General features: G+C 23.7%; 22 protein-coding genes. 18 read left to right on the forward strand and 4 right to left on the reverse strand.

The genetic code is table 4. From position 1 onward, the window contains the following. Positions 1-44 precede the first annotated feature (44 nt). The 12 genes from SFLOR_RS06160 to SFLOR_RS02370 all read left to right on the forward strand — a co-directional run bounded on the left by SFLOR_RS06160 (position 45) and on the right by SFLOR_RS02370 (position 11,864). Positions 45-176, forward strand: coding sequence for a hypothetical protein (locus SFLOR_RS06160; RefSeq protein WP_425443403.1), 132 nt, complete (start codon positions 45-47; stop codon positions 174-176). Then, the gene (locus tag SFLOR_RS02320; RefSeq protein WP_100916488.1) at positions 167-457 is read left to right on the forward strand and encodes a THUMP domain-containing protein; all 291 of its coding nucleotides are present in this window, start codon (positions 167-169) and stop codon (positions 455-457) included. The genes SFLOR_RS06160 and SFLOR_RS02320 overlap by 10 nt, the downstream gene beginning before the upstream one ends. Positions 458-635: 178 nt before the next feature. After that, entirely contained in the window at positions 636-1,574 is a 939-nt protein-coding gene (locus SFLOR_RS02325; RefSeq protein ID WP_100916489.1) for an ROK family protein, read from the forward strand. A 15-nt stretch (positions 1,575-1,589) separates the two neighbouring features. Next, positions 1,590-2,960 carry a glycoside hydrolase family 1 protein gene (locus SFLOR_RS02330; RefSeq protein WP_100916490.1) on the forward strand — a complete coding sequence of 457 codons (1,371 nt, stop codon included), beginning with the start codon at positions 1,590-1,592 and terminating at the stop codon, positions 2,958-2,960. A gap of 142 nt (positions 2,961-3,102) precedes the next feature. After that, positions 3,103-3,864, forward strand: a complete 762-nt coding sequence (locus SFLOR_RS02335) for a Pr6Pr family membrane protein (protein WP_100916491.1) — start codon at positions 3,103-3,105, stop codon at positions 3,862-3,864. A 53-nt stretch (positions 3,865-3,917) separates the two neighbouring features. Beyond that, complete coding sequence (locus tag SFLOR_RS05985; protein ID WP_157806930.1) at positions 3,918-4,226, forward strand: hypothetical protein; 309 nt, start codon at positions 3,918-3,920, stop codon at positions 4,224-4,226. Between the two features lie 200 nt (positions 4,227-4,426). Beyond that, positions 4,427-4,960: a hypothetical protein gene (locus SFLOR_RS02345; protein WP_100916493.1), complete on the forward strand. Its 534-nt coding sequence runs from the start codon at positions 4,427-4,429 to the stop codon at positions 4,958-4,960. A gap of 134 nt (positions 4,961-5,094) precedes the next feature. Continuing rightward, on the forward strand, positions 5,095-6,336 hold the full coding sequence (gene ilvA, locus SFLOR_RS02350) for a threonine ammonia-lyase (RefSeq protein ID WP_100916494.1): 1,242 nt from the start codon (positions 5,095-5,097) through the stop codon (positions 6,334-6,336). Between the two features lies 1 nt (position 6,337). Beyond that, positions 6,338-6,712, forward strand: a complete 375-nt coding sequence (locus SFLOR_RS02355; RefSeq protein ID WP_100916495.1) for a RidA family protein — start codon at positions 6,338-6,340, stop codon at positions 6,710-6,712. 4 nt (positions 6,713-6,716) lie between these two features. Further along, complete coding sequence (locus tag SFLOR_RS02360) at positions 6,717-8,375, forward strand: sulfite exporter TauE/SafE family protein (RefSeq protein WP_157806931.1); 1,659 nt, start codon at positions 6,717-6,719, stop codon at positions 8,373-8,375. A 333-nt stretch (positions 8,376-8,708) separates the two neighbouring features. Next, on the forward strand, positions 8,709-10,016 hold the full coding sequence (locus SFLOR_RS02365; RefSeq protein ID WP_100916497.1) for a glycosyl hydrolase family 18 protein: 1,308 nt from the start codon (positions 8,709-8,711) through the stop codon (positions 10,014-10,016). A 39-nt stretch (positions 10,017-10,055) separates the two neighbouring features. Next, the gene (locus SFLOR_RS02370) at positions 10,056-11,864 is read left to right on the forward strand and encodes a M3 family metallopeptidase (protein WP_100916498.1); all 1,809 of its coding nucleotides are present in this window, start codon (positions 10,056-10,058) and stop codon (positions 11,862-11,864) included. An 11-nt stretch (positions 11,865-11,875) separates the two neighbouring features. Here SFLOR_RS02370 and SFLOR_RS02375 read toward each other — a convergent pair whose 3' ends face one another. Further along, positions 11,876-12,571 carry a hypothetical protein gene (locus SFLOR_RS02375; RefSeq protein WP_100916499.1) on the reverse strand — a complete coding sequence of 232 codons (696 nt, stop codon included), beginning with the start codon at positions 12,569-12,571 and terminating at the stop codon, positions 11,876-11,878. Positions 12,572-12,641: 70 nt separating this feature from the next. On the opposite strand from SFLOR_RS02375, the gene SFLOR_RS02380 reads away from it, so the two are divergent. The 3 genes from SFLOR_RS02380 to SFLOR_RS02390 all read left to right on the forward strand — a co-directional run bounded on the left by SFLOR_RS02380 (position 12,642) and on the right by SFLOR_RS02390 (position 15,973). Further along, positions 12,642-13,334 (forward strand): hypothetical protein, encoded by a 693-nt coding sequence (locus SFLOR_RS02380; protein ID WP_100916500.1) that lies wholly within the window; start codon positions 12,642-12,644, stop codon positions 13,332-13,334. Positions 13,335-13,485: 151 nt separating this feature from the next. Beyond that, entirely contained in the window at positions 13,486-14,598 is a 1,113-nt protein-coding gene (locus SFLOR_RS02385) for a hypothetical protein (RefSeq protein ID WP_100916501.1), read from the forward strand. Between the two features lie 64 nt (positions 14,599-14,662). Beyond that, entirely contained in the window at positions 14,663-15,973 is a 1,311-nt protein-coding gene (locus tag SFLOR_RS02390) for a hypothetical protein (RefSeq protein ID WP_100916502.1), read from the forward strand. 70 nt (positions 15,974-16,043) lie between these two features. On the opposite strand, the gene SFLOR_RS05855 is transcribed toward SFLOR_RS02390, so the two are convergent. The 3 genes from SFLOR_RS05855 to SFLOR_RS02400 form a co-directional block, all read right to left on the reverse strand. Continuing rightward, the gene (locus SFLOR_RS05855) at positions 16,044-16,220 is read right to left on the reverse strand and encodes a hypothetical protein (RefSeq protein WP_157806932.1); all 177 of its coding nucleotides are present in this window, start codon (positions 16,218-16,220) and stop codon (positions 16,044-16,046) included. Between the two features lie 114 nt (positions 16,221-16,334). Then, positions 16,335-17,297 carry a GMP reductase gene (locus SFLOR_RS02395; RefSeq protein ID WP_100916503.1) on the reverse strand — a complete coding sequence of 321 codons (963 nt, stop codon included), beginning with the start codon at positions 17,295-17,297 and terminating at the stop codon, positions 16,335-16,337. 73 nt (positions 17,298-17,370) lie between these two features. Beyond that, the gene (locus SFLOR_RS02400) at positions 17,371-17,973 is read right to left on the reverse strand and encodes an FMN-dependent NADH-azoreductase (RefSeq protein ID WP_100916504.1); all 603 of its coding nucleotides are present in this window, start codon (positions 17,971-17,973) and stop codon (positions 17,371-17,373) included. Between the two features lie 100 nt (positions 17,974-18,073). Between SFLOR_RS02400 and udk the strand changes: the two genes are divergently transcribed. From udk to SFLOR_RS02415, 3 genes are all read left to right on the forward strand, one after another. Beyond that, positions 18,074-18,697 carry a uridine kinase gene (udk, locus tag SFLOR_RS02405; RefSeq protein WP_100916505.1) on the forward strand — a complete coding sequence of 208 codons (624 nt, stop codon included), beginning with the start codon at positions 18,074-18,076 and terminating at the stop codon, positions 18,695-18,697. A 202-nt stretch (positions 18,698-18,899) separates the two neighbouring features. Further along, complete coding sequence (gene parE, locus SFLOR_RS02410) at positions 18,900-20,834, forward strand: DNA topoisomerase IV subunit B (RefSeq protein WP_100916506.1); 1,935 nt, start codon at positions 18,900-18,902, stop codon at positions 20,832-20,834. Positions 20,835-20,867: 33 nt separating this feature from the next. Beyond that, the gene (locus SFLOR_RS02415) at positions 20,868-21,848 is read left to right on the forward strand and encodes a hypothetical protein (RefSeq protein WP_100916507.1); all 981 of its coding nucleotides are present in this window, start codon (positions 20,868-20,870) and stop codon (positions 21,846-21,848) included. Positions 21,849-21,853: the final 5 nt, after the last annotated feature.

Here is a 21,853-nt window from a genome sequence, read left to right on the forward strand (position 1 = left end):
TTTTAAAGTTTATAAAAATAAGGGGAGAATAAGAATTAAAAAAATTATTAAGTATTTTTGCTGTAACTAGCTTAGTTGCAACTACATCATCAACAGTTATATCATGTAAAACTAATAAAGGGGATGGAATTAAAAGTTTAACTTTAGCATCTGATAAACAAATAAAATGGTTATAAAAGAACTATTAGAAAATGTTAAAGCTGGAAAGACAGAATTTCCAGTAGAAATAAAAAAACAATCAAAATTAGATGAAATATGTAGTATACTGCAAAATATCTTTGGAATATACTCTTTGTCAATAGTTGAAATTGTTGAAAAAAATGAAGAAATTATTTTAAACAAAACTTTGGAAATATGTAAAAATCATTTAGGCACTTTTAAAGTTGAAGTTGAAAGAAAAGATAAAGGCTTTGCAATAAGTTCTCAGGAGCTAAATAGTGAAAATTTATTTTCTTAATACTGATATTTTAAAAAATATCAGTATTTTTTATTTAATTAAAATTTTTATAACTACCTTTAAAAATCATGAAATAAATACTTTTTGAATTTATTTTGGAATAATGCTCCATATTTAATTATTTTTAAACTAACAGAATTATTTTAGTTAAAATAGTCATATAAGAAGGAGAAGTTTTATGAATGAGATAAGAGTAGGAGTAGATATTGGAGGCACCCATATCAAATATGCATTTATAAAAGAAAATGAAATTATTTATAAAAATAAATTAGATACACCTAAAAAAGATATTATTGAGTTTATCTTTGAGCAAATTAATATTAGTTTAGAAAAAGAAAACATAAATTATGATGATGTTTTATCAATTTCTTTAACCATACCTGGAATAATTTTTAAAACCGGAAATGCAACATCTGTCAATTTAGGATGAGATAATTATCCTGCATTACAAGAAGCTAAAGAAATATTTAAAAATAAAAAAATAGCAATTTTAAATGATGCTAAAGCAGCAGTTTATGGAGAATACGTACATGGTTTAAAAATGAAAAAACCAAATGTTTTAATGTACACAATTGGTACTGGAATTGGTTCAGGAACAATTATAAATAAACAACTATATTTAGGCAATAATACTGGAATGGTTGGGGAAGTTCATGGGGGAAGTTTTCAAAATAAAAAAGATTGTAAATGTGGTCAGGGAGGATGTGTTGAAGCAGTATCTGGAGCTCAAAACATTGAAAGAATTTTAAATGAAAGAAAAAATGAATTAAGATTAAAAGATAGTGAATTGTTAAAAAAAGAAAAAGTCTCAATAAAAGATCTAAAAAATGAAATATTGAGTGACAATCAACAAATTTATGATATTTTTTATGAAAATCTTTTGCCATTGACTGATCATATGGCAACTATGATACATATGTTTGATTTTGATGTAATAGTAATTGGTGGGGGAGTTTCAAAACTGGGAGACTATATTTTAAAAATAATAGAAAAACAAATTAAAAGTAAAATCTTAAAACCTTATTGAGAAGCATTAGATTTAAGACTTGCAAAACTTCAAAATGATGCAGGAATAATTGGTGTAGTTGAATATTTAAAAAATAATTTAGAAGGTTAAAAAGTGAAATAATATATGATTAAATTTGATAAAAATTTTGAGTTTGGAGTTTCTCTTTCAGGTCCTCAAACAGAAGGTAATAAAAATAAAACTCATGAAAATACAATGGATTATTGATTTAAAAGTAGTCCACAAGATTTTTTTAATCAACAAGGACCTGCTTTGACTTGTGAATTTTATGATACTTATAAAGAAAAGTTAAAATGATTAGATCAAATAGGTTTAGAAACTTACAGAACTTCTATTCAATGATCAAGATTGATAGATAACTTTGAACAGTGTACAGTAAATGATGATGCTTATGAGTTTTATTTAAATTATTTTAAAGAAATTAAAAAAAGAAAAATTAAGTTAATTGTAAATCTTCACCATTTTGATATACCTTATGAAATTTTTAAAAAAGGAGGATGAGAAAATAAAAAAACAATTGAACTTTATTTAAATTATGCTAAAAAGTGTTTTGAATTGTTTGGAGAAATTGTTGATGAATGAGCAACATTTAACGAACCTTCTGCAAATGTTGAATGTCAATATTTATATGGATTTCATTTTCCAAAAGTACAAGATTTTAAAAGATCTATTCAAGTTTATTTTAATTTAATAGTTGCTCACTCTAAAGTTGTTAATTACTTTAAAACAATTTATCCAAATAAAAAAATTACAATAATTATAAGTGTCAATCCTGCATATCCAAAATCACAAGATAAAGCAGATTTAAAAGCAGCTGAATTTAGAAATATGATATTTGTTTATGGTCAGTTAAATTTAATTTTAAAAGGTATATGAACTAAAGAATTGCAAGATTTTTTAAAACAATATGATTTAACTCCTCAATATTTCTTAGAAGAATTGGAAGAAATAAAAAAGGCAAAGATTGACTATATTGCTTTGAATTACTATCAACCTTCAAGAGTTAAAACTAAAGAAAGTAAAAATCAAGAAGAAAAAATTATGCCTTGATCATTTTATGATTATTATGAATGACCAGAGAGAAGAATCAATCCATATCGAGGATGAGAAATATATCCTGATGGACTTTATGATTTGGCTATGCTAATTAAAAATGAATATGACAATTTTCCTTGAATGATAAGTGAAAATGGTATGGGTGTAGAAAATGAAGAAAAATTTAAAGTTGATTGAATTATAAATGATAATTATAGAATTGAATTTATTGAAGAACATTTGCAATTTTTAAAAAAAGCAATTGATGAAGGTTCAAATTGCTTTGGCTATTCATTGTGAACTTTTATAGATTGTTGAAGTTGAACAAATGCTTTTAAAAATAGATATGGTATTGTCGAATATAATTTAGAAACAAAAACCACAGCTATTAAAAAATCTGGAATATATCTCTCTGAACTTATTAAACTGAAATTTAAATAATTAAATCTCAGTTTTTTTGTTTAAAAATAATAATAGTATATAATTTCTAGATAAAATATAAAATTATTTTACAATTATAAAAGGATTTTTGTAGATAAAATATTTTTATATCTATATGATAATGAAATAAGGGGGTGAAAAAATGAAATCTTTCAATTTTCAATTGACATATAAGTACTTTTTTGGACTATTATCATTTTTTACTATTTTTTCTTACTATATTTGAAATATAGCAACAGGAAATGAAATTAATAGTACATATAGTGGAAATTATGAAGTATACACAATAGATTATTTTACAACTTTTACTTTATTATCAAATGTTTTTGTTCAAGCTTGATTTTTATATGCAGCAATTAATCACAAAAATGAAGGAAAAACTAAATTATTAAGTTATACAACTGCAAATTCACTTGTAACTATGATTACTATTACTTTGATCGTTTATAATGGTATTTTAATTCCAGTTGATGGTTTTCCAACTCATCCATTTTCAATTTTTGTTACTTTAATTGATCATGCAATAGTTCCAATTGCATTTATTCTTTATGTAAATTTATTTATGAGAAATAAAGAACAAGTTAATTTAAAAGAATTTTTCTTTAAAAAATTCTGAATCCAATTTATGATGGTTTTAACTTATTGCATCTTTGCCATGATTAGAGGAGAGTTAAGATATAACAGTTCTTCTGACTTATATTTTAAAGAGGGTGTAAGAAATCTACTTTATCCTTATTTCTTCTTAGATGTTCATCACGTTGGGCCAGGAGGTATTCCTGGATATGGATGATTCTTTATTGCATTTTTTGCAATAGCAGGATTACTTGTAGCATTTAGTTTTTTATATAACTTCATAAATAATAAAGTTATTACTAAGGATTTTTATCAAAAAATAAATAAATAAGTAATTTTAATTTTAAATATTACTATATAATATAAGAGTGTTAGACACATCTTTTGATAGCGTATAAATTATTGCCTTTAAAAGACTTATATAGAAAGGCAGTAGAAACAATGGGATTCGATAACAATAGAGATAACTTTAGACGTTCAAGAAATGAAAATGGATCAAGAGATAGTGGAAGATCTGGTGGATCTGGTCATGGTGGAGATCGTGGCGGAAGATTTGGTGGCCGTGGTAGAGACAATGGTGGAAGATCTGGTGGACAAGGTGGAAATTCAGGAAGAATTGATAACTTTGAAAAGCCATTATTAGAACTTTTAAAAGAAATTAATGAAAAATTAGATCTTTTAATTAAAAAATAATTAGTATTTAGAACTTTTAAATAATTTTATTTAAAAGTTTTTTTTATTTTTAAATCTCAAATAATTTAATTTGCAAAGAAAAATTGAATTTATTATTATTTTTGTTATTATACAAAATATAACTTGAATATCTAAAGTTCTAACAAAGCTAATATTATGATGTTTTTTAAATAAATAAAATATGAAAGAAGTTAAATTATATGAGAATAATACCTTATGAACTTTATGAATATGCACCAGATTTATCTTTAACTGCTTTAAGAAAAGAGTTTGGAATGCATGATTATTGTTTAAATTTAAATTTGAAAAATAAAGCAATGCAACCATTTTTGGATATGGGAAGAAATTATTTTAATTTACTAGTATTTAAATGGAATCAAGAAATGTTAAAAAGAAATCATTATATAAACACATTTCACTCAAATTATGCTTTAAATACTACTTTTACAGAGGAAAAAACTGATTATCTTTTAATTCTTGAATGTATTATTCAATGAGAGTTAAAAGACTTTGAACCTTACAATACAAAGTTAAAATGATTTGATATATCTATACAATATTTTCAAAATAGTAGTTTAAAAAATAAAAAATTTACTTTAACTCAATATAATAGTTTATTAAAATGATACAAAGAAAAATTTATGTGTTTAAATGATTCAAATAAGTTAAAACCTAAAAATTTAGATATTAATTTAGTATTGAATTATTTTAAAGAGTTTTTTAGTACATTATAGTTTAAACACTAAAAATGTTTTCTTTTAATAAAAGAGTTTTTATTTTTTCAAAATATAAAGATTTTTTTTTTTTTTTTTACTAATATAAAGGTGAAATAGAAAATTTTCTATTTCGAAAGAAAGGAATCTTATATATGGAAAAATATAATTTACCAAAAGAAAAAATTGAAGAAAGATATGAACAAATTAAACAACATATAAACATAACCCCTATGATATATGCAAATAAATTAAGTATGATTAGTGGTAATCAAGTATATGTAAAATTAGAGAATTTACAAAAAGCAGGTTCTTTTAAAATAAGAGGAGCCCTATCAAAAATGATGTCAATTAGTAAAGAAGAATTAAAAAAAGGAGTTGTAGCTGCAAGTGCAGGGAATCACTCACAAGGAGTTGCTTATGCATCTAACTTGTTAAATTGTCCAGCAACAATTGTTATGCCTGAAACAGCTCCACTTGCAAAAATCAATGCAACAAAAAATTATGGAGTAGATGTAATATTACATGGTAATTTTTTTGATGACGCTCAAGCAAAAGCATCAGAAATTGTAAAAGAAACCAAAAAAACCTTAGTTCACGCATTTAATGATTTAGATGTTATTATGGGACAAGGAACCTTAGGAATTGAAATTTTAGAGCAAGTAAAAGATGTTGATTATGTTCTAGTTCCAGTTGGAGGAGGAGGAATTCTTTCTGGAATAGCAACATATATCAAACAAGTTAATCCAAATTGTAAATTAATTGGAGTAGAGTCTGAAAATGTACCTTCGTATTTTGAAGCAAGAAAAACAGGAAAACCACATACTGTGGCAAGTAAGTTATCCATTGCAGATGGAATTGCAGTAAAAGAAACTGGGGACATTACTTTTAATCTATTAAATAGATATGTAGATGATGTTGTACTAGTTTCTGAACAAGAAGTTGCAGAAACTATTTTATTTTTATTTGAAAATTGTAAAGTTGTAGCAGAAGGTGCAGGAGCAGTTACATGTGCAGCTGTATTATTTAATAAATTAAACATTACAAATAAAAAAGTTGTTTGTCTTTTAACTGGTGGAAATATTGACGTTACATCATTTATTAACATAGCAAATAGAGCTTTAATTGCTCAACACAGAAGAGTAATTTTAAAAATAAATGCTCCTATTTCAAAAGATCATTTATTAAAAATTACAAATGTATTTGCAAAAAGATTTGTGCAAATACATAGAATAAGTGACTCACAAAATGACAATAAATTAGAAATTAACAGAGAAATTATTAAAGTTGTTTGTGATATTAATACAAAAGAAGAATTAAAACTAATAGTTGAGGATTTAGAAGAAATGGGATATGAAATAATGGACAAAAAATATATTGAGGAGATAATTAAATAAAATGAAATATATAAAAACTGATAAAGCTCCAAAAGCAATTGGTCCTTATTCTCAAGCTGTTCTTCTAGACAATGGAACATTATTTGTTTCAGGACAATTAGGATTAGATCCACAAACTATGGAATTAAAACAAAATATTAATGAACAAACTATACAATCACTTAAAAATATAGAAAATATTTTAAATGAAGCAGGATATAAAAAAAATAATATAGCAAAAGTTACTATTTTATTAAAAGATATTAATGATTTTAATACTGTTAATGAAATTTATAATTCATTTTTTGAGCAGCATAAACCAGCAAGAAGTACTTTTGCGGTTAAAGAACTACCAAAAAATGGTTTAGTTGAAATAGAAGCAATAGCTTTTAAATAATCAATTGAGACAAGAAGAAGCCTTAGGGTTTGTTCAAGAAAATGAATTATATTTAAATAAGAATACTGATACTTTGTATAAATACAGTGAAATCAAAAACAATATTAATTATTTCTACAAGTGTGAATTAAAATATTTAAGAGAAAGATATATTAAAAAAGTAATTTCAAAAGAAGAGTATCTATCAATTAAAGCCAAATTAAAAGAAGTAGTTAAAAACTACAATGATAAAATTAATATAATTTTAGATTATACTTATTCATTATCTCTTGATGCTTTTAATAAAGGAAATGAGTTAAAAGATAAAATAGATTATGTACAGCTAAAAAAACAATATGAAGATGAAATTGATGAGATTAAAAAAGAAATAATATTGGATTCTGAAAGAAAGCAAAAAATTAAATTAGTTAAAAATAATTATGCTACTTATAAAAAAAATATTTCTTCCAAAGTAATTAAATTAATAGGAATAATTATGGTACCTTTATTTCTTTTATCTGCTTTATTGTTAAATTATTTATATTATTTTGAAAAAGCAAATAATGGTAAAGAGTTTGACTTTAAAGATTCAAATCATTTAGTGGCTTTTATAACAGTAATAATAGGTTGTCTTTTAATATTAGGTTTTCTTGCATTTATGTCGATATTTACGATCAAAAGATTATTTTTAGATAAACAAGAAAATTTATTTGTAGTTTCAACAATTGGAGGTGTTGGAAGTTTTACAGATACTATTGGTGTTGGAAGTTTTGCAGTAACAGTTGCTCTTTTAAATGCAACTGATTCTGTAAAAGATATTAAAAAACTTCCAGGTACTTTAAATATGGGTCTTGCAATTCCAAATCTATTTGCAGGAACTTTATTTGTAAGTGCAATTGAAGTTGAACTAGCAACTTTAATATCTTTAATAATTGCTGCAATGTTTGGAGCATTTGTAGGAGCAAAACTTGTTAATAAAGTTAATAAAGCTTTTGTTGCAATTTTCGTGTCAATATGTCTTGCCATTGCAGGATTATTGATGATGTTAGCTCAACTTAAAGTTATTGGAAATGTTGAAGGTTCAAAAGATTTACCAAATGGGTTGGAAGGTTGAAAAATTTATGTAGGAGCTATTAGTTTCTTTGTAATTGGGGGACTTCAAAGTTTTGGTGTAGGTCTTTATGCTCCAGCTTTAGCAATAATTTCTTTATTAGGAATGAATATTGCAGCTGCTTTTCCAATTATGACTTGTGCTGCTGGTTTTTCAATTCCAACAACTGCATGAACTTTCCACAAAAATAATGATTATTGTCCAAAAGTAAGTTATGGATTAATGTTAGGGGGAGTTATTGGTACAATTGTAGCATTTTGTACAGTATTTGTAGGTATTCAGGGAGGTGCTGGTCTTGAAATGTCAACATTTACTTGATACTTAAAATGATTTGCAATAGCTGTTATGTATTATGCTTCAACAATGTTAATGCTAAAATTCATTAAATTAATTAAGGAAAAAGATAAAGAAAAAGTAGTTGAAAAAACATATGAAAATTTCTTTGAACAACAAGACTCCATGAAAAAAATTGAATATGAATTAAAAGAAATTTCTATGATTAAAGATATTAACTTAGATAATCTGAAAAAAACTTTAGAATCTAAAAAAATAAAACTTCATAAATGAAATTAAATTTTGTAAAAAACTCTACTTTAAAAAGTAGAGTTTTTTGTTTATTATCCATTGTATTAACTACAAAAAAATGTTATTCAAATTAAAAGTAAAATATACAAAGTATTGTATGTTTTCAACTCTAAATTGTTACATATAACAAAATTTACTATAAATAAAAGTCCAATAATTTATTATTAAAAATTAGCTTAGAAGGTTAAATAAAAAAACAAAATAGAAAATAATATTATTTATTTTAAGCTCAATAACTATGTATATATTTTTAAAATTTTAAGAATTTAGATATATTTTATTTTTAAAAAATATGTTATTTTATTAAAAGAGGAAAATCAAATGAAAAAATTATTAAGTTTTATATCTACAGTATCACTAATAGTTTCAACTTCAAATAGTGTTATTTCTTGTGGTGTTTTGGATGGTAATAACAATAAAAAAATAAGTTTATCATCTGTTATTTTAAACTCAAATTTAGATAAAATTGCAAATAATTCTGCAAGTACAATTTTAGCTACAGTTAAATTAAAAAACTCTCAATTTGAAACAGAACATGTTCAATTAACTAATATAACAAAAACAACTGCAACTATTGTAAGCAAAAATGATGGTTATTATATTGGAAATGTCACTGTTACTTTTACTATTAAAGAAGAAAATATAGAGCAAATAGATAAAGTATTAGTTGGTTACTATTATGATTGAGGAGGAACTGGCCAAGTAAAACCAAGTTTTCAAGAACTTGCAAATACAAGATATAACGTAATTGATGTTTCTTTCTTATATTCAAGTTCAGCATATCAAATGCCTATTTATCAACCCATAAATGCATATGAAGTAAAAGAGGGAATCAAATTATTACACTCAAAAGGCAAAAAAGTTCTTATTTCAATGGGTGGAGCTACAGGAAGCGAAATGAGATTTAGAACTGATCAAAAAGATCAATTAAAAAATACTATTCTTTCAGTTGTAAATGATTATGGATTTGATGGACTGGATATTGACTGAGAAGGTGGATGTTTATCTGATAGAATAAGTCAAAAAGTAACAATTGATGCACTAAAGGAAATTAAAGATGCTAATTTTGACTTTATTATAACTATGGCTCCAGAAATGCCATATTTAAAAAATAATACAGAAGATGGTTCAAAAGGAAGTTATATTCCATTTTTAAAAGGATTAGATAAATATTATAATTGAATTAATCCTCAATTTTATAATGGCTGAGCTTTTGGGACTTATGTTGAACAAGAAGAAGCTAAAAAATTTAATTTACCTTATTTAAGCAATATTTCAAATGATGATTTAGAACATAGAGCAGAATTTTACTATATGATGACAAAGTATATGACAACAACTTATAGTTCAAATAATGATTTTTATCTAATAAATCCTGAAAGATTTGTTTTAGGAGCTTCTACAAATGAATTGGCTGGTAGAGGCGCTGCAACTGAAGAAGCTATTAAAAAATCATATCAATGATTGAGTGAAGATGGAATATATACAAAAGGTCTTATGACCTGAGCTGTAAATTATGATGTTTATGAAGGTACTTTAATAATAAATGGCCAAGTAGTTAATTGAAAAAAATGAAGTTATGAATCATGATTTAATGAAACTCATGGAAAAGAAAATAAAAGTAAATAATCAATATTTTTAGTGTATAAATTATTTTAGGTGATAAAAATGAAAAGAAAAGAAGCTGAAAGTAAATACAAGTGAAATCTAATTGATCTTTATAAAACAGATGAAGAATTTTTTAAAGACCTTGACTTATACATTAAAAAAAATAAAGAATTGTTAAAATATAAAACCAGTTTGAATACAAAAACTGGTTTTCTTGGTTTATTAAGAGATTCAATAGTAATTGAAAGTTATATTTCAAAGATAAATCATTTTTTAAAACTTTTATATGTGGAGCAAAAAAATGAAAGATTAATTAATCTTGAATCAATTTATAGTAAAAAAATGCAACAATTTGATGGTAAATTTTCATGAATAAATGAGGAAATTAAAAATGTTGGAGAAAAACAAATATTGGAATGATTGCAAACTGATGAAAAGTTAAAATATTATTCAAAAAGTTATAAAGATTTTTTTAAACATATAAAGTATTTGCTTCCTCAAAGAGAAAGAGAATTAATTTCAAAAGTATCTAATTCAAGTTCTATAATTTATGAAATGTATGAAATAATGAAATTTAAAGATAATGAAGAAAAAGTATTAGACTACAAAGATAAAAAATATATTGTGAATCAAAAACTGCTTTCAGATTTATTTTCTCACTCAGATCCAATAAAAGATCAAGAACTTAGAGCTTTATGTAGTTTAAAATATAATGAAAATAATAATATTAAAAAACATAGTTTTGCAAAAGTTTTTGAATCTATTATAAAAGAAGAGATTGAATCTGCTCAAATTATTGGCATGAAAAGCTTTAAAGAGAATTTTTTTGATGATGATGATTTCTCTTTTCAAGATTTTCTAAATTTATTAAGTTTTACTTCTAAAAACTCTAAGGTTTTTTATAGTTATTATCAAATTATAAAAGACTATTTAAAATTAGAAAAATTTTATGGTACTGATTCTAATTTAGAACTTGTTAAAGTTGAAAAAAGAAGTTATTCAGTAGAAGATGCAAAAAATATAATTAGAAATTCACTGAAAGTTTTAGGAGAAGAATATATCTCTAATTTGGAATATTGTTGATCAGATAATAAAATTGATTATTTTGAAGATAAAAATAAATCAACTGGAGCTTTTACTGTAAATAGTTATACTTATGATTCACTTATTGCAATGAATTTTACAAATGATATAGATTCTATTTCAACTCTTGCTCACGAAATTGGTCATGCAGTTCATAATTTATTTGCTAAACAAAATCAACCAAGACCTTTAAATGGTTTTTCAAATATGATTGCAGAAGTGGCATCAACATTTAATGAGCATTTATTATTTGATTATTTATTGAAAAATGAAAAAAATGAAAATAAAAAATTAAAGTTAATTCAGAATAGAATAGAATTTATTTTTAATAATTTTTTTTCAGCTATTGCTGATGCAGAATTTGAATTTCAATGTTATCAAGAAAGTGAAAAGGGTACAGTATTAACACTTGATAAAATATCTGAAATTGTAAAGGAATCAAATAGAAAAATTTTGGGCAAATCAATTTTTGATAAATTCAATCCTGAAAGTTATAAATTTAGTTGAATATCTATTTCTCATTTATTTGAACAGCCATTTTATATCTATAAATATGCTGTTTCTATTGCAGTTTCATTTAAATTATATTCAGAATTTAAAAAGACAAATAATTCAGAACAAATAATAAACTTTTTAAAAGAAGGGGGAAATTTAGAAATAACTAAATTGTTTCTAAAGTATGGTTTTGATTGTAAAGATGAAAATTCTTATAAAGATATAATTAATGAAGCTAATAGTTTAGTTAAAGACTTTGAAAAATTATTATTAAAAAAACAACTTAATTAAAAGTTGTTTTTTTAATATACATTTGATAAAAATCTTGAGTAATATCTAGTAATTGAATTTGAAAATACTATTATTTCAATTGATAAAATATTGATATCTATTAAATTTTGTTCAGCTATCTTATTTTTTTTCTTTAACATTCTACAATATTTCATAATTTCTCTAACAACAAAATCTATATTTGTAATTACTTCTTTACTTGAGAAAACTTTTTCTGATAGCAAATCAATATATTCATCTTTTTTTATAATTTTAGAAACTTCTTTTCTAAATAATTCAAAGTATTTCATAATGCAATCATTGACTAGTTCCAAAGCATATTCTTGTTTTTTGCCAATATTTTTATTTTCAATATCGTTAAAATAAACACATAATAACTCTATTGATTTTGCTCATCCAAGAAGTGAAACATAATCAACAATTAATTTATGAAATTTTGATAATAATCTCAAATTTGAGTTTATTAATTTAAACTTTTGATTATAAAAGTTTGAATAGTTATCTATTTGCTGAAAAAATTCGATATATTTGTTATAGTCAGTTGTATATTCAAGTTTAAAATTATCGAGATTTTTATTAAATTTAATCAACCAAATTTTAAGTCTTTTAACATTTTTTTTAATATCCTTTTCTCAATAGGGACTAACATTTTTTAAATTATTAATATCTTTTTCACTTATTTTAAAGGGTTTAAAATTATTAATCATTTTATCAAACTTTCTATAAATTGATATTTTTATTATATATTAATAATATACAAAGAAAAGGAATACTTTTATGCTTGGCAAATATGAGTTTAAAAAAGAAGAAATTGAAGAAGTATTTATTTTTTTTGAACCTGCTGTTCATACAATTCGTGTTTTATTAGATGAACAATGAAAGCTGATGAATCATTATAATTTATTAGATAAGGATTTTTTAAAAATATTTAATTTCTTTAATAACATGCAATATTTAGATCAATTCAACGAAGGAAAAGATTTAATTGCTTTTTATTATAATGATTTTTGAAATATATTAATAAATCTTAATAAAAGTCAAATAGTGGATAGACATAGATTTTGACCTAATATAATTTCAATTTTTCAGATGTCAAAATTATTAGATAGATGAATTAAGATTAGTTATGATAATTTAAAAAAAGGGAAAAAAATATTGAATATTAAAGATTGTTTAAACGACACTAAAAATATTATTACAAATTATTATAAACACTTAAAAGAAGCTGAAAAAGACTTATTTTTTAATAAAAAAATAAACTCAGTTTTGTATTTATTTGAAAATTCAAATAATTTTGAGAATATGGAAAAATGTGCAGAGCTAATTTTAGAAACTATAGAAGAAAAACAAATAAATAATAATAAAATTCACAATATTTTTGAACCCGATTCACAAGATTATTGAAATACATTTAATATTCTTACAAGAATATCTATTTTATCTAGTTTCGCAATTTTATTAAAAAATTAAATAATTTTAAATTAATTTAAAAATCTCTATTTAAGCTTATTAACAAATAAACAATTAAATGCTTTTACATAGCCTAATATAATGTGATGCTTTATATTTACCCCTAATTTTGTTATAATAATTAATATTGAATCTTAAGGGAGATAAAAATATGCAAGTAAAAAAAATTATAGCTAAAAATTTCTTAAATCCAGGAGAGCAAACTTTTATTTTTAATGATGAACAAATTTTAACCCATGGTGTATATAATGATGCAAATGAAGTTTTAATAATAAATGATTTAATAAACGGTTCTTGATTTAATTCAACTATGAGTTTTGAAAAATATTATCCAAAATTTGCAAAAAAATTAAAAGGAAACGAGATGGATTTCCAAATTGATGCTTTATTTGTATTAACTGATGAAGAATTAGAGCAATTTAACAAAATTCTTAAAGGTCTTGGAGTTGCAAGACCACACAAATCAAAATTATATTATTATTCAATTAAATGTATATTTCCATTTATTTTCCCAATAGTTACTGTAGTTCCTGCAGAATTTGAAGATGAAAAAATAATAGGAATTGGAAATCATTATGAAAAATTCTTTAGAGCAAATTTAACTAAAAGAGATATTTTAAGTACAATGGGTATTTTTGCTGTAGGAAAAATTAGAGAAAAATATTTTGAATTTAAAGATATTGAAGTAAGTGAAGAGGACAAATTAACTTATAGAAACTTTTTAGATGTAATTAAAGCAGTATATCAATATGATGAAGAATTTATTAGAAAATTTGGTCAAGCAATTTACAGTATTGATGATGGAGATATTATCAATTATGCTGATGAATATGAGTTCTTTTTGAAAAATAAATATTTTAATGATTTTTTAGATACAATTCCTTTATTTAGAGAAGAACCGATATTTAGAGATTATTTTTCAAAACTTTTATATGATATTTATTTGATAGATATTAAATGAATCTATTCAGTTAGAACTTTAAATAATATTGTTGAACTTAGACAAAATGTATTTGATAATTATTGTGAAAGAGCATATTACTCAGAAGAATTAATAAACTTTTTTAATGTTAAATTTAAGCTAAATAAAAAGTTATTTAACTATATTGCTCCAACAAATCAATTTAGAAGAAATATAAACATGGACAAAACACTTATTTATAAGGATGAACCAAAAATAACATCAATCTTTGAAAAGGGCGCAGTTGATCCAAAAATTATTAGACCAAAAGAAGTAAAAACATTTAAAAAAAGAAGAAGATAAATTATAGATAAATAATTAGGAACTATTGTTCATAGTTTATCTATTTTTTTTATGGGGAATTATTATGGCAGAAATTAAAGAAACTGAATTATTATCTAATCTTGTTGATATACAACAATTATATAAAAATGCAAGAAACACAAAAATTTCAAATGAAGATACACAAAAGTTTATTGACTCAATTTTTGGTAATTATTTTTTAGATAATGACAATATAAACTTTTTACTTAAAAATGGTTACAATTTTTTCTCATTTGATGATGAAGAATTATGTTTTTGTTTAAGTGGTTTTCAATTTAAAAATTGCTGTAAATTAGAATTAAAGAATGAAAAAAATAAAAATTATATTCCGTTCATTAAAGCAATTATTAAATTTGAAAAATATAAAGATTACTTAGAATTTTCTTCAAAATTATTTGAAAAAGTATATTTAAAATTAGCAAAAAATGAAAAATGTAACTTACCATATTGTCAAAGTAGTGCAGTTGAAAATTCACTATATAATATAAATTTTGATGAAAATGATTATGTTTCATCAAATAAAAGAAATATATTTGATAATTATTATCAAATGGGTTTATCATTTTTTAATAGAGTAGAAAATAATCAATTTAAATTCTTTGGCTTTTGTAAGGAACACGATAATCAAATTAAAAGTATTAAAATAACAAAAGATAGTGTGGATCAAGATATTCTGCTTTTAAATTTTGTAACTATTGTTTATAAATTATTTATTGCAAGAGTTCAATTACAAGTTTTAAAAGAAGAATTTAGAAGTTATTTTAACTCTATAGATGAAGAAAATATTAAAACTTTATTTATATATAATTTAAAAAAAATATCTAATCATGTAAGTTCCTTATTAGAATTTTATAGTTTTTTTATTGAATCATTAAAAGGGGAATCAATGAAATATGAAATTATTAAATTTACTTTAGCTAAAACAAATAATTTTAAAATCTTTGATGTTATCCAACCTCAAATTACACCAGAAAATTTTAATGTTATTAATTCAATTAATAATATTTTTCTTACAGAAAAATTTGCAACTATAGTTATGCAAGAAGATAAAAAAAACTCATTTGTAACAATGGTTTTTGATAAAACAAATAAAAGTGTTAAAGATTTCTTTGATCAATATTTAAAAATTATTAAAAGAAATAGTAAAAGTGAAGAGGCATTTATTTCAAATTGTGCTTTAATTTTAGCTGACAATATTATCTATAATGAAAAATGATTTAACAAGTTAGAAGAGCAAGAAAAATACTTATACTCTGCTTTAAATAAATTTAGATTTGAACATCCAAATATGGGACAAGAATATTTAAAAATGAAATTTTTTGCAGGTTTTAATAAAGGAAATAATTTCTTTTAATATAGTATTTTTATATCCTATTGTTTTATTGAAATAAAAAATGCTGCTTTATTTAGCAGCATTTTAAATATTATAAAGAATGTTCTCAGTCTATATTATTTTCTTCATCTTTATTTTTTTTATAACAACTATCGCATACAAAAATAGCTACTTCATCGTTAATATTTTCATCATAAACATAGATTCTTTTTTTATCCATAAAATTTAAATCATTGTTACAATCAGTATTTTGACATTGCTCTTTCATATTTTTCACTCCCTAGTATTATTTTACTTAATATTGCTAAAAAAGATAGTTAGATATATTAAAAAAGAAGATTTTTATATAAAAAAAAAAAAAAAAACGATAATATATCATTTTTTAGAAATTACTTGTTTTTAATATAACATAATCTACTTTTTTAATATCTTTTAATGTTCTTCCTCCAGAATATGAAATAGATGATTGTAAATCTTCTTGCATTTCTTTGTAGGTTTCCATTAATTTACCTCTAACTTTAATTAATTCTTTTTTTCCTTCAACATATCTTTTTTCACCTTTATTATATTCACTTGCGCTTCCATAATATTCTTTAAATAATTCTCCATCAATTGTAACATTATTTCCTGGTGATTCTTCATGAGCTGCAAATAAACTACCAATCATGCACATAGTTGCTCCAAATCTTATTGATTTTGCAATGTCACCGTTAACTCTTAAACCTCCATCAGCAATAATTGGTTTATGAGCTGCTTTGCTACATCATTTAATAGCACCCAATTGTCATCCACCAGTTCCAAAACCAGTTTTTAATTTAGTAATACATACTCTTCCAGGTCCAACTCCAACTTTAGTTGCATCAGCACCTCAGAATTCTAAATCTCTTACTGCATGGGGTGTTCCAACATTTCCTGCTATTATAAATGTTTTATTTTCTAAGTGTTTTCTAATATGTTCAATCATATTTCTAACGCTTAGTGAATGTCCGTGAGCTATATCAATTGTTATATAGTCAGGAATTACATTTTCTTTTGCAAGTTTTTCAATAAGTTTATAGTCTTCTTTTTTAACTCCTACACTAATTGATGAAATCAATTTTTTTTCTTTCATTTTTTTTGTAAATAAAAATGAATCAACATTAAATCTATGCATTACATAAAAATGTCCTTCTTTTGCAAGCATTTCACATATTTCTTCATTAATAACTGAAGCCATGTTTGCTGGCATAACTGGCATTTTAAATGTATATTTTCCAAGTTTTGTTTCTGTGTTACATTCACTTCTTGAATTTACTACACACATACTTGGTATAAGTTGTATATCTTCATAGTCAAAAGCGTACATTTGTATTTCTCCTTATGTCCTAACAAATTATAGCAATAAAATATAAATAAATAAGGTTTTTTAAGTTATTTATTTAAAAATTTTTAGCTGCTTTAATTATTTGATCTGCTATTGTATCTATTGCTTCATCTGGATTTGTTGTTGAAACTGGAGCAATTTTTGTTCCTGCAAATAGAATAGGTTCATTTACTTTTGCACCTACAAAGTTTCATGTTCCTTTTAGAAACTCTGTATGATTTCCTCATGGATATCATCCAAAAGGAGCTCCTTGTGTAGTTAGGATTTGAACAGTTAAATGTTCTAATAATCCTTTTGCATCTCCTTTTTTAACATATTTATATGAAAAAGTTTGATCTGCTAATAGAACATGATCTAGATAATTTTTAATTAAACCAGACACGTTAAAATTATTCATTGGACTTGATATAACTATTTTATCTACTTCTTTTAATTGATTAATATATTTTAAAGCATCGTTTTCATTGAAATATACTCCAAAGTTTTCTCTTGATAAAGTTTTGTGAGCCATTTCTTCTTTATTTAAATCTAAATTAATTATTTCATCATCTGGATTTAAAGCTTTGTATTCTTTAATAAATCTATTTGTTAAAGCTAATGAAAATGATTTTTCAGCAGGACTAACTGTTCCTGTAATTACTAACACTTTTTTTGACATAATTTCTCTCCTTATCGCTAGTTTAATTTTATAATTAAATTAATAAAAATAATTTATTAATTTAAGAAATTATATATAAAATAAATAAAAGAGGTATAAAATGGAAAAAGTTACAATAATTATTATTGCTGGGGGAAGTGCTGGGGGAAAAACAACTGTAGCACAAACAATAGCAAATGAAATTTTTATGGACAAAGATGTAGTACATTTATCAATGGATAGTTATTATAAAGATTTTAGTGATTTATCTTTTGAAGAAAAGCAAACTTTAAATTTTGATCATCCCAGTTCATTAAATATAGAATTACTTTGTCAACATTTAGATAATTTAAAACAGTTTAAATCTATTGATGTTCCTGTTTATGATTTTAAAACTCATTCACTTAAAAATGAATTTATTAAAATAAATCCTTCAAATGTTGTTATTTTAGATGGTATTCTTTCTTTACATATAGAGGAAATCAGAAAAAGAGGAGATATTAAATTATTCATTAGAACTGATGATGATATAAGATTTATCAGAAGACTTTTAAGAGATGTTAATGAAAGAGGAAGAAAACTAGAAGATGTTGTTAATCAATATCTAAATACTGTAAAGCCAATGCATAAATTTTTTGTAGAGCCATCTATTGATTATGCTGATTTAATTATTCCTTATTATGAAGGTAACAATATTGCAATTGACATGGTCGCTTCAAAAATAAGTAGTCTGCTAAAAAAATAAAATCATTTTAACCATTAATATATAAAGAAAATGAGTTGGAAAACTCATTTTTTTGATAAAATTTTTCTCATATTTAATGTTTTTTTAGTAATTTTTATGAAAAAAACAATAAAAACCCCTTAAATAAAGGGTTTTTTAAGAAAATTGACATTAAATATTTAAATGTGATATATTTATTCTAAATGGAATATGAGGTAAAAATATGAATGAAAATAATAAAGATTTATCTTATACAGAAGATAGTATTCAGATTTTAGAAGGTTTAGAAGCTGTTAGAAAAAGACCAGGTATGTATATTGGTTCAACTGATTCAAGAGGACTTCATCATCTAGTTTGAGAAATTGTAGATAATTCAATTGATGAAGCATTAGCAGGTGTTTGTACAGAAATTAATGTTTCAATCGAAAAAGATGGATCAGTAACTGTAAAAGATAATGGTAGAGGAGTGCCAATTGGGAATTATAAAGGTACAACTCAATCAACTCCAGAAATAATATTTTCAGTTTTACATGCTGGGGGTAAATTTGGTGGAGATGGTTATAAAACTTCAGGAGGACTTCACGGTGTTGGTTCTTCAGTTGTTAATGCACTTTCAAGTAAATTTAAAGTAACTATTTATAGAGATGGTGTTATTTCTAAAATCAAGTTTGCAAATGGTGGTAAATTAGTACAACCTTTAAAACAAATTGGAACAAGTAAGCAAAATGGAACAGTTGTTAATTTTTTGCCTGATGAAACAATGTTTTCAACAACTAAGTTCTCTTTTTCAACAATTAGTGAAAGACTAAAAGAGTCAGCACTATTAAATTCAGGACTTAAGTTAACATTGAAAGATAATAGAAGTGATAAATATGTTGAATATATTTATGAAAATGGTTTAACAGAATTTGTAAATGAACTTAAAGGAGGTCAAAAATCTTTATGTTCTCCAATTTTATTAAAAGGAAGCGAACAAAATATTGATGTGGAGATTGCTTTAACATATACAACAGATTTTTCAGAAACAGTTTTAGGTTTTGCCAATAATGTTAAAACAAGTGATGGGGGAACTCATGTAACTGGTTTTAGAACAGGTTTAGTAAAAGCATTAAATGAATATGGAAAAACAGAAAATATTTTAAAAGAAAAAGATAAAAGATTAGATTCATCTGATATAAAGGAAGGCTTAATTGCTATTGTTACTGTTAAAGTTCCTGAAGATTTAATTCAATATGAGGGACAAACTAAAGGAAAGTTAGGTACTAGTGAAGCAAGAACTGCTTGTGAAAAAGTTACAGAACAAAGTATTAGTTTTTGATTACAAGAAAATAAAACAATAGCTATCTCTATTATTGAAAAAGCTCTTTTAGCAAGAAAAGCAAAAGAAGAGGCAAGAAAAGCAAGACAAGCTGTTAGAGATCAAAAATCTAAATTTAAAGCAAGAAATATGCTTGGTAAATTAACTCCTGCACAAGGTAAAAATAAAGAAGATAATGAATTATTCTTAGTGGAGGGAGACTCAGCTGGAGGAAGTGCAAAATCAGGAAGAGATAGAAAATTCCAAGCTATTTTGCCTTTAAGAGGTAAAGTTATTAATGCAGAAAAAACTAAATTAATAGACTTATTAAAAAATGAAGAAATAACAACAATTATTAATGCAATTGGTGCAGGTATTGGAAGTGATTTTGATTTAAGTGATTCAAATTATGGAAAAATAATTCTAATGACCGATGCTGACACTGATGGAGCACATATTCAAACATTGCTATTAACGTTTTTCTATCGTTATATGAAGGAATTGATAATAAACAAAAATATTTATATTGCTATGCCACCTTTATTTAAAGTAACAACAGGTTCAAATAAAAAGGACTTTATTTATTTATGAACTGAAGATGAATTAACAAAGTTTATGAAAAAAGCAAAATCAAAACTGGAAATTCAAAGATATAAAGGGTTAGGAGAAATGAACGCTGACCAACTTTGAGAAACAACAATGGATCCAGAATATAGAAAGTTAATTCAAGTTACAATTGATGATGCACTTGCTGCAGAAAATTCGTTTAGAACTTTAATGGGAGATAATTCTGAAAAAAGAAAAGAATGAATTGAAGAAAATGTAAAATTCACACTTGAAGAAAAAGTTGAATTTATTTAATCAATAATAAGTATTTAAAGGGGTGATAATAGTATGGAAAGCAAATTGAATTTTAATCAAAAGGTACAGATTATTTTAAGTAAATTTGAAGAGCACAATAAAATAAATAAAGATATTAAAAGATATGGAAATATATTTAATACTTTTGCTTTTACTTGAGAAATTAAAAAACCAAATTTATTTTTTGAATTAAAATCAACTGATTATGATGAAAATAATTTTTCCATTACATCACTTGCCGGAGAACAATCAATTGAAATAAATATTGAAAATGATAATGAAGTTAACTGATTAATAAAAACACTTAATAAATTTATTGAAAAATCTTATAAAACAATGAAAAAAGCAAGAGAATTTTCAAAACCTAATGTAGGAATTTTAATTTATGATGAATTCACTGATTCTTACTTTTTAAATCCAACAACAGGACCAATTCTTTTAAAATCCAAAGAAATTTTAAAAGAAATTTCTTCAACAAGAATTGATATTTTTAATATTTTTATTAATTTGCGTTCTATTGCTGTTGAAGAAGACAGAAGAATTGAAATTTTTGGTTATTCAAAACAACAAATCATCAAATCAATTAATCAATCAATTAATAATATTAAAGAGTGCTCTACTAAAATAAGAAAAATAGAGGGTATTCCAAGATATATTGCAACATTAAAGCAAGAAGAAGAAAAAATCTTTTATAATAATTATGCAACAGTCAATTATGATTTAGAAAGTGAAAATCTTAAAAAAGTTAATGAAGTTCAAGTAGAAGCTAATTTGGAAAAGATTGAAGATTTAGAAAAAATATATATTCAAATAAGAAGAGATGAAGAGATAAACAAAACAATGATGGATTTAGCAAGAAGTTTAATTGCAAAAAATGAACCTAAACTTTATACACAAAATTCAATAACAGGTATGTGAACATTATCAAAAGAAGGTAGAGATACCATGAGAAATCTAAATATAATTGATTTCATTAATACAGATATTAGTGAAATCAATTATGAAATATATTAGGAGGA

Source organism: Spiroplasma floricola 23-6 (assembly GCF_002813555.1).
GTDB lineage: Bacteria > Bacillota_I > Bacilli_A > Mycoplasmatales > Mycoplasmataceae > Spiroplasma_A > Spiroplasma_A floricola.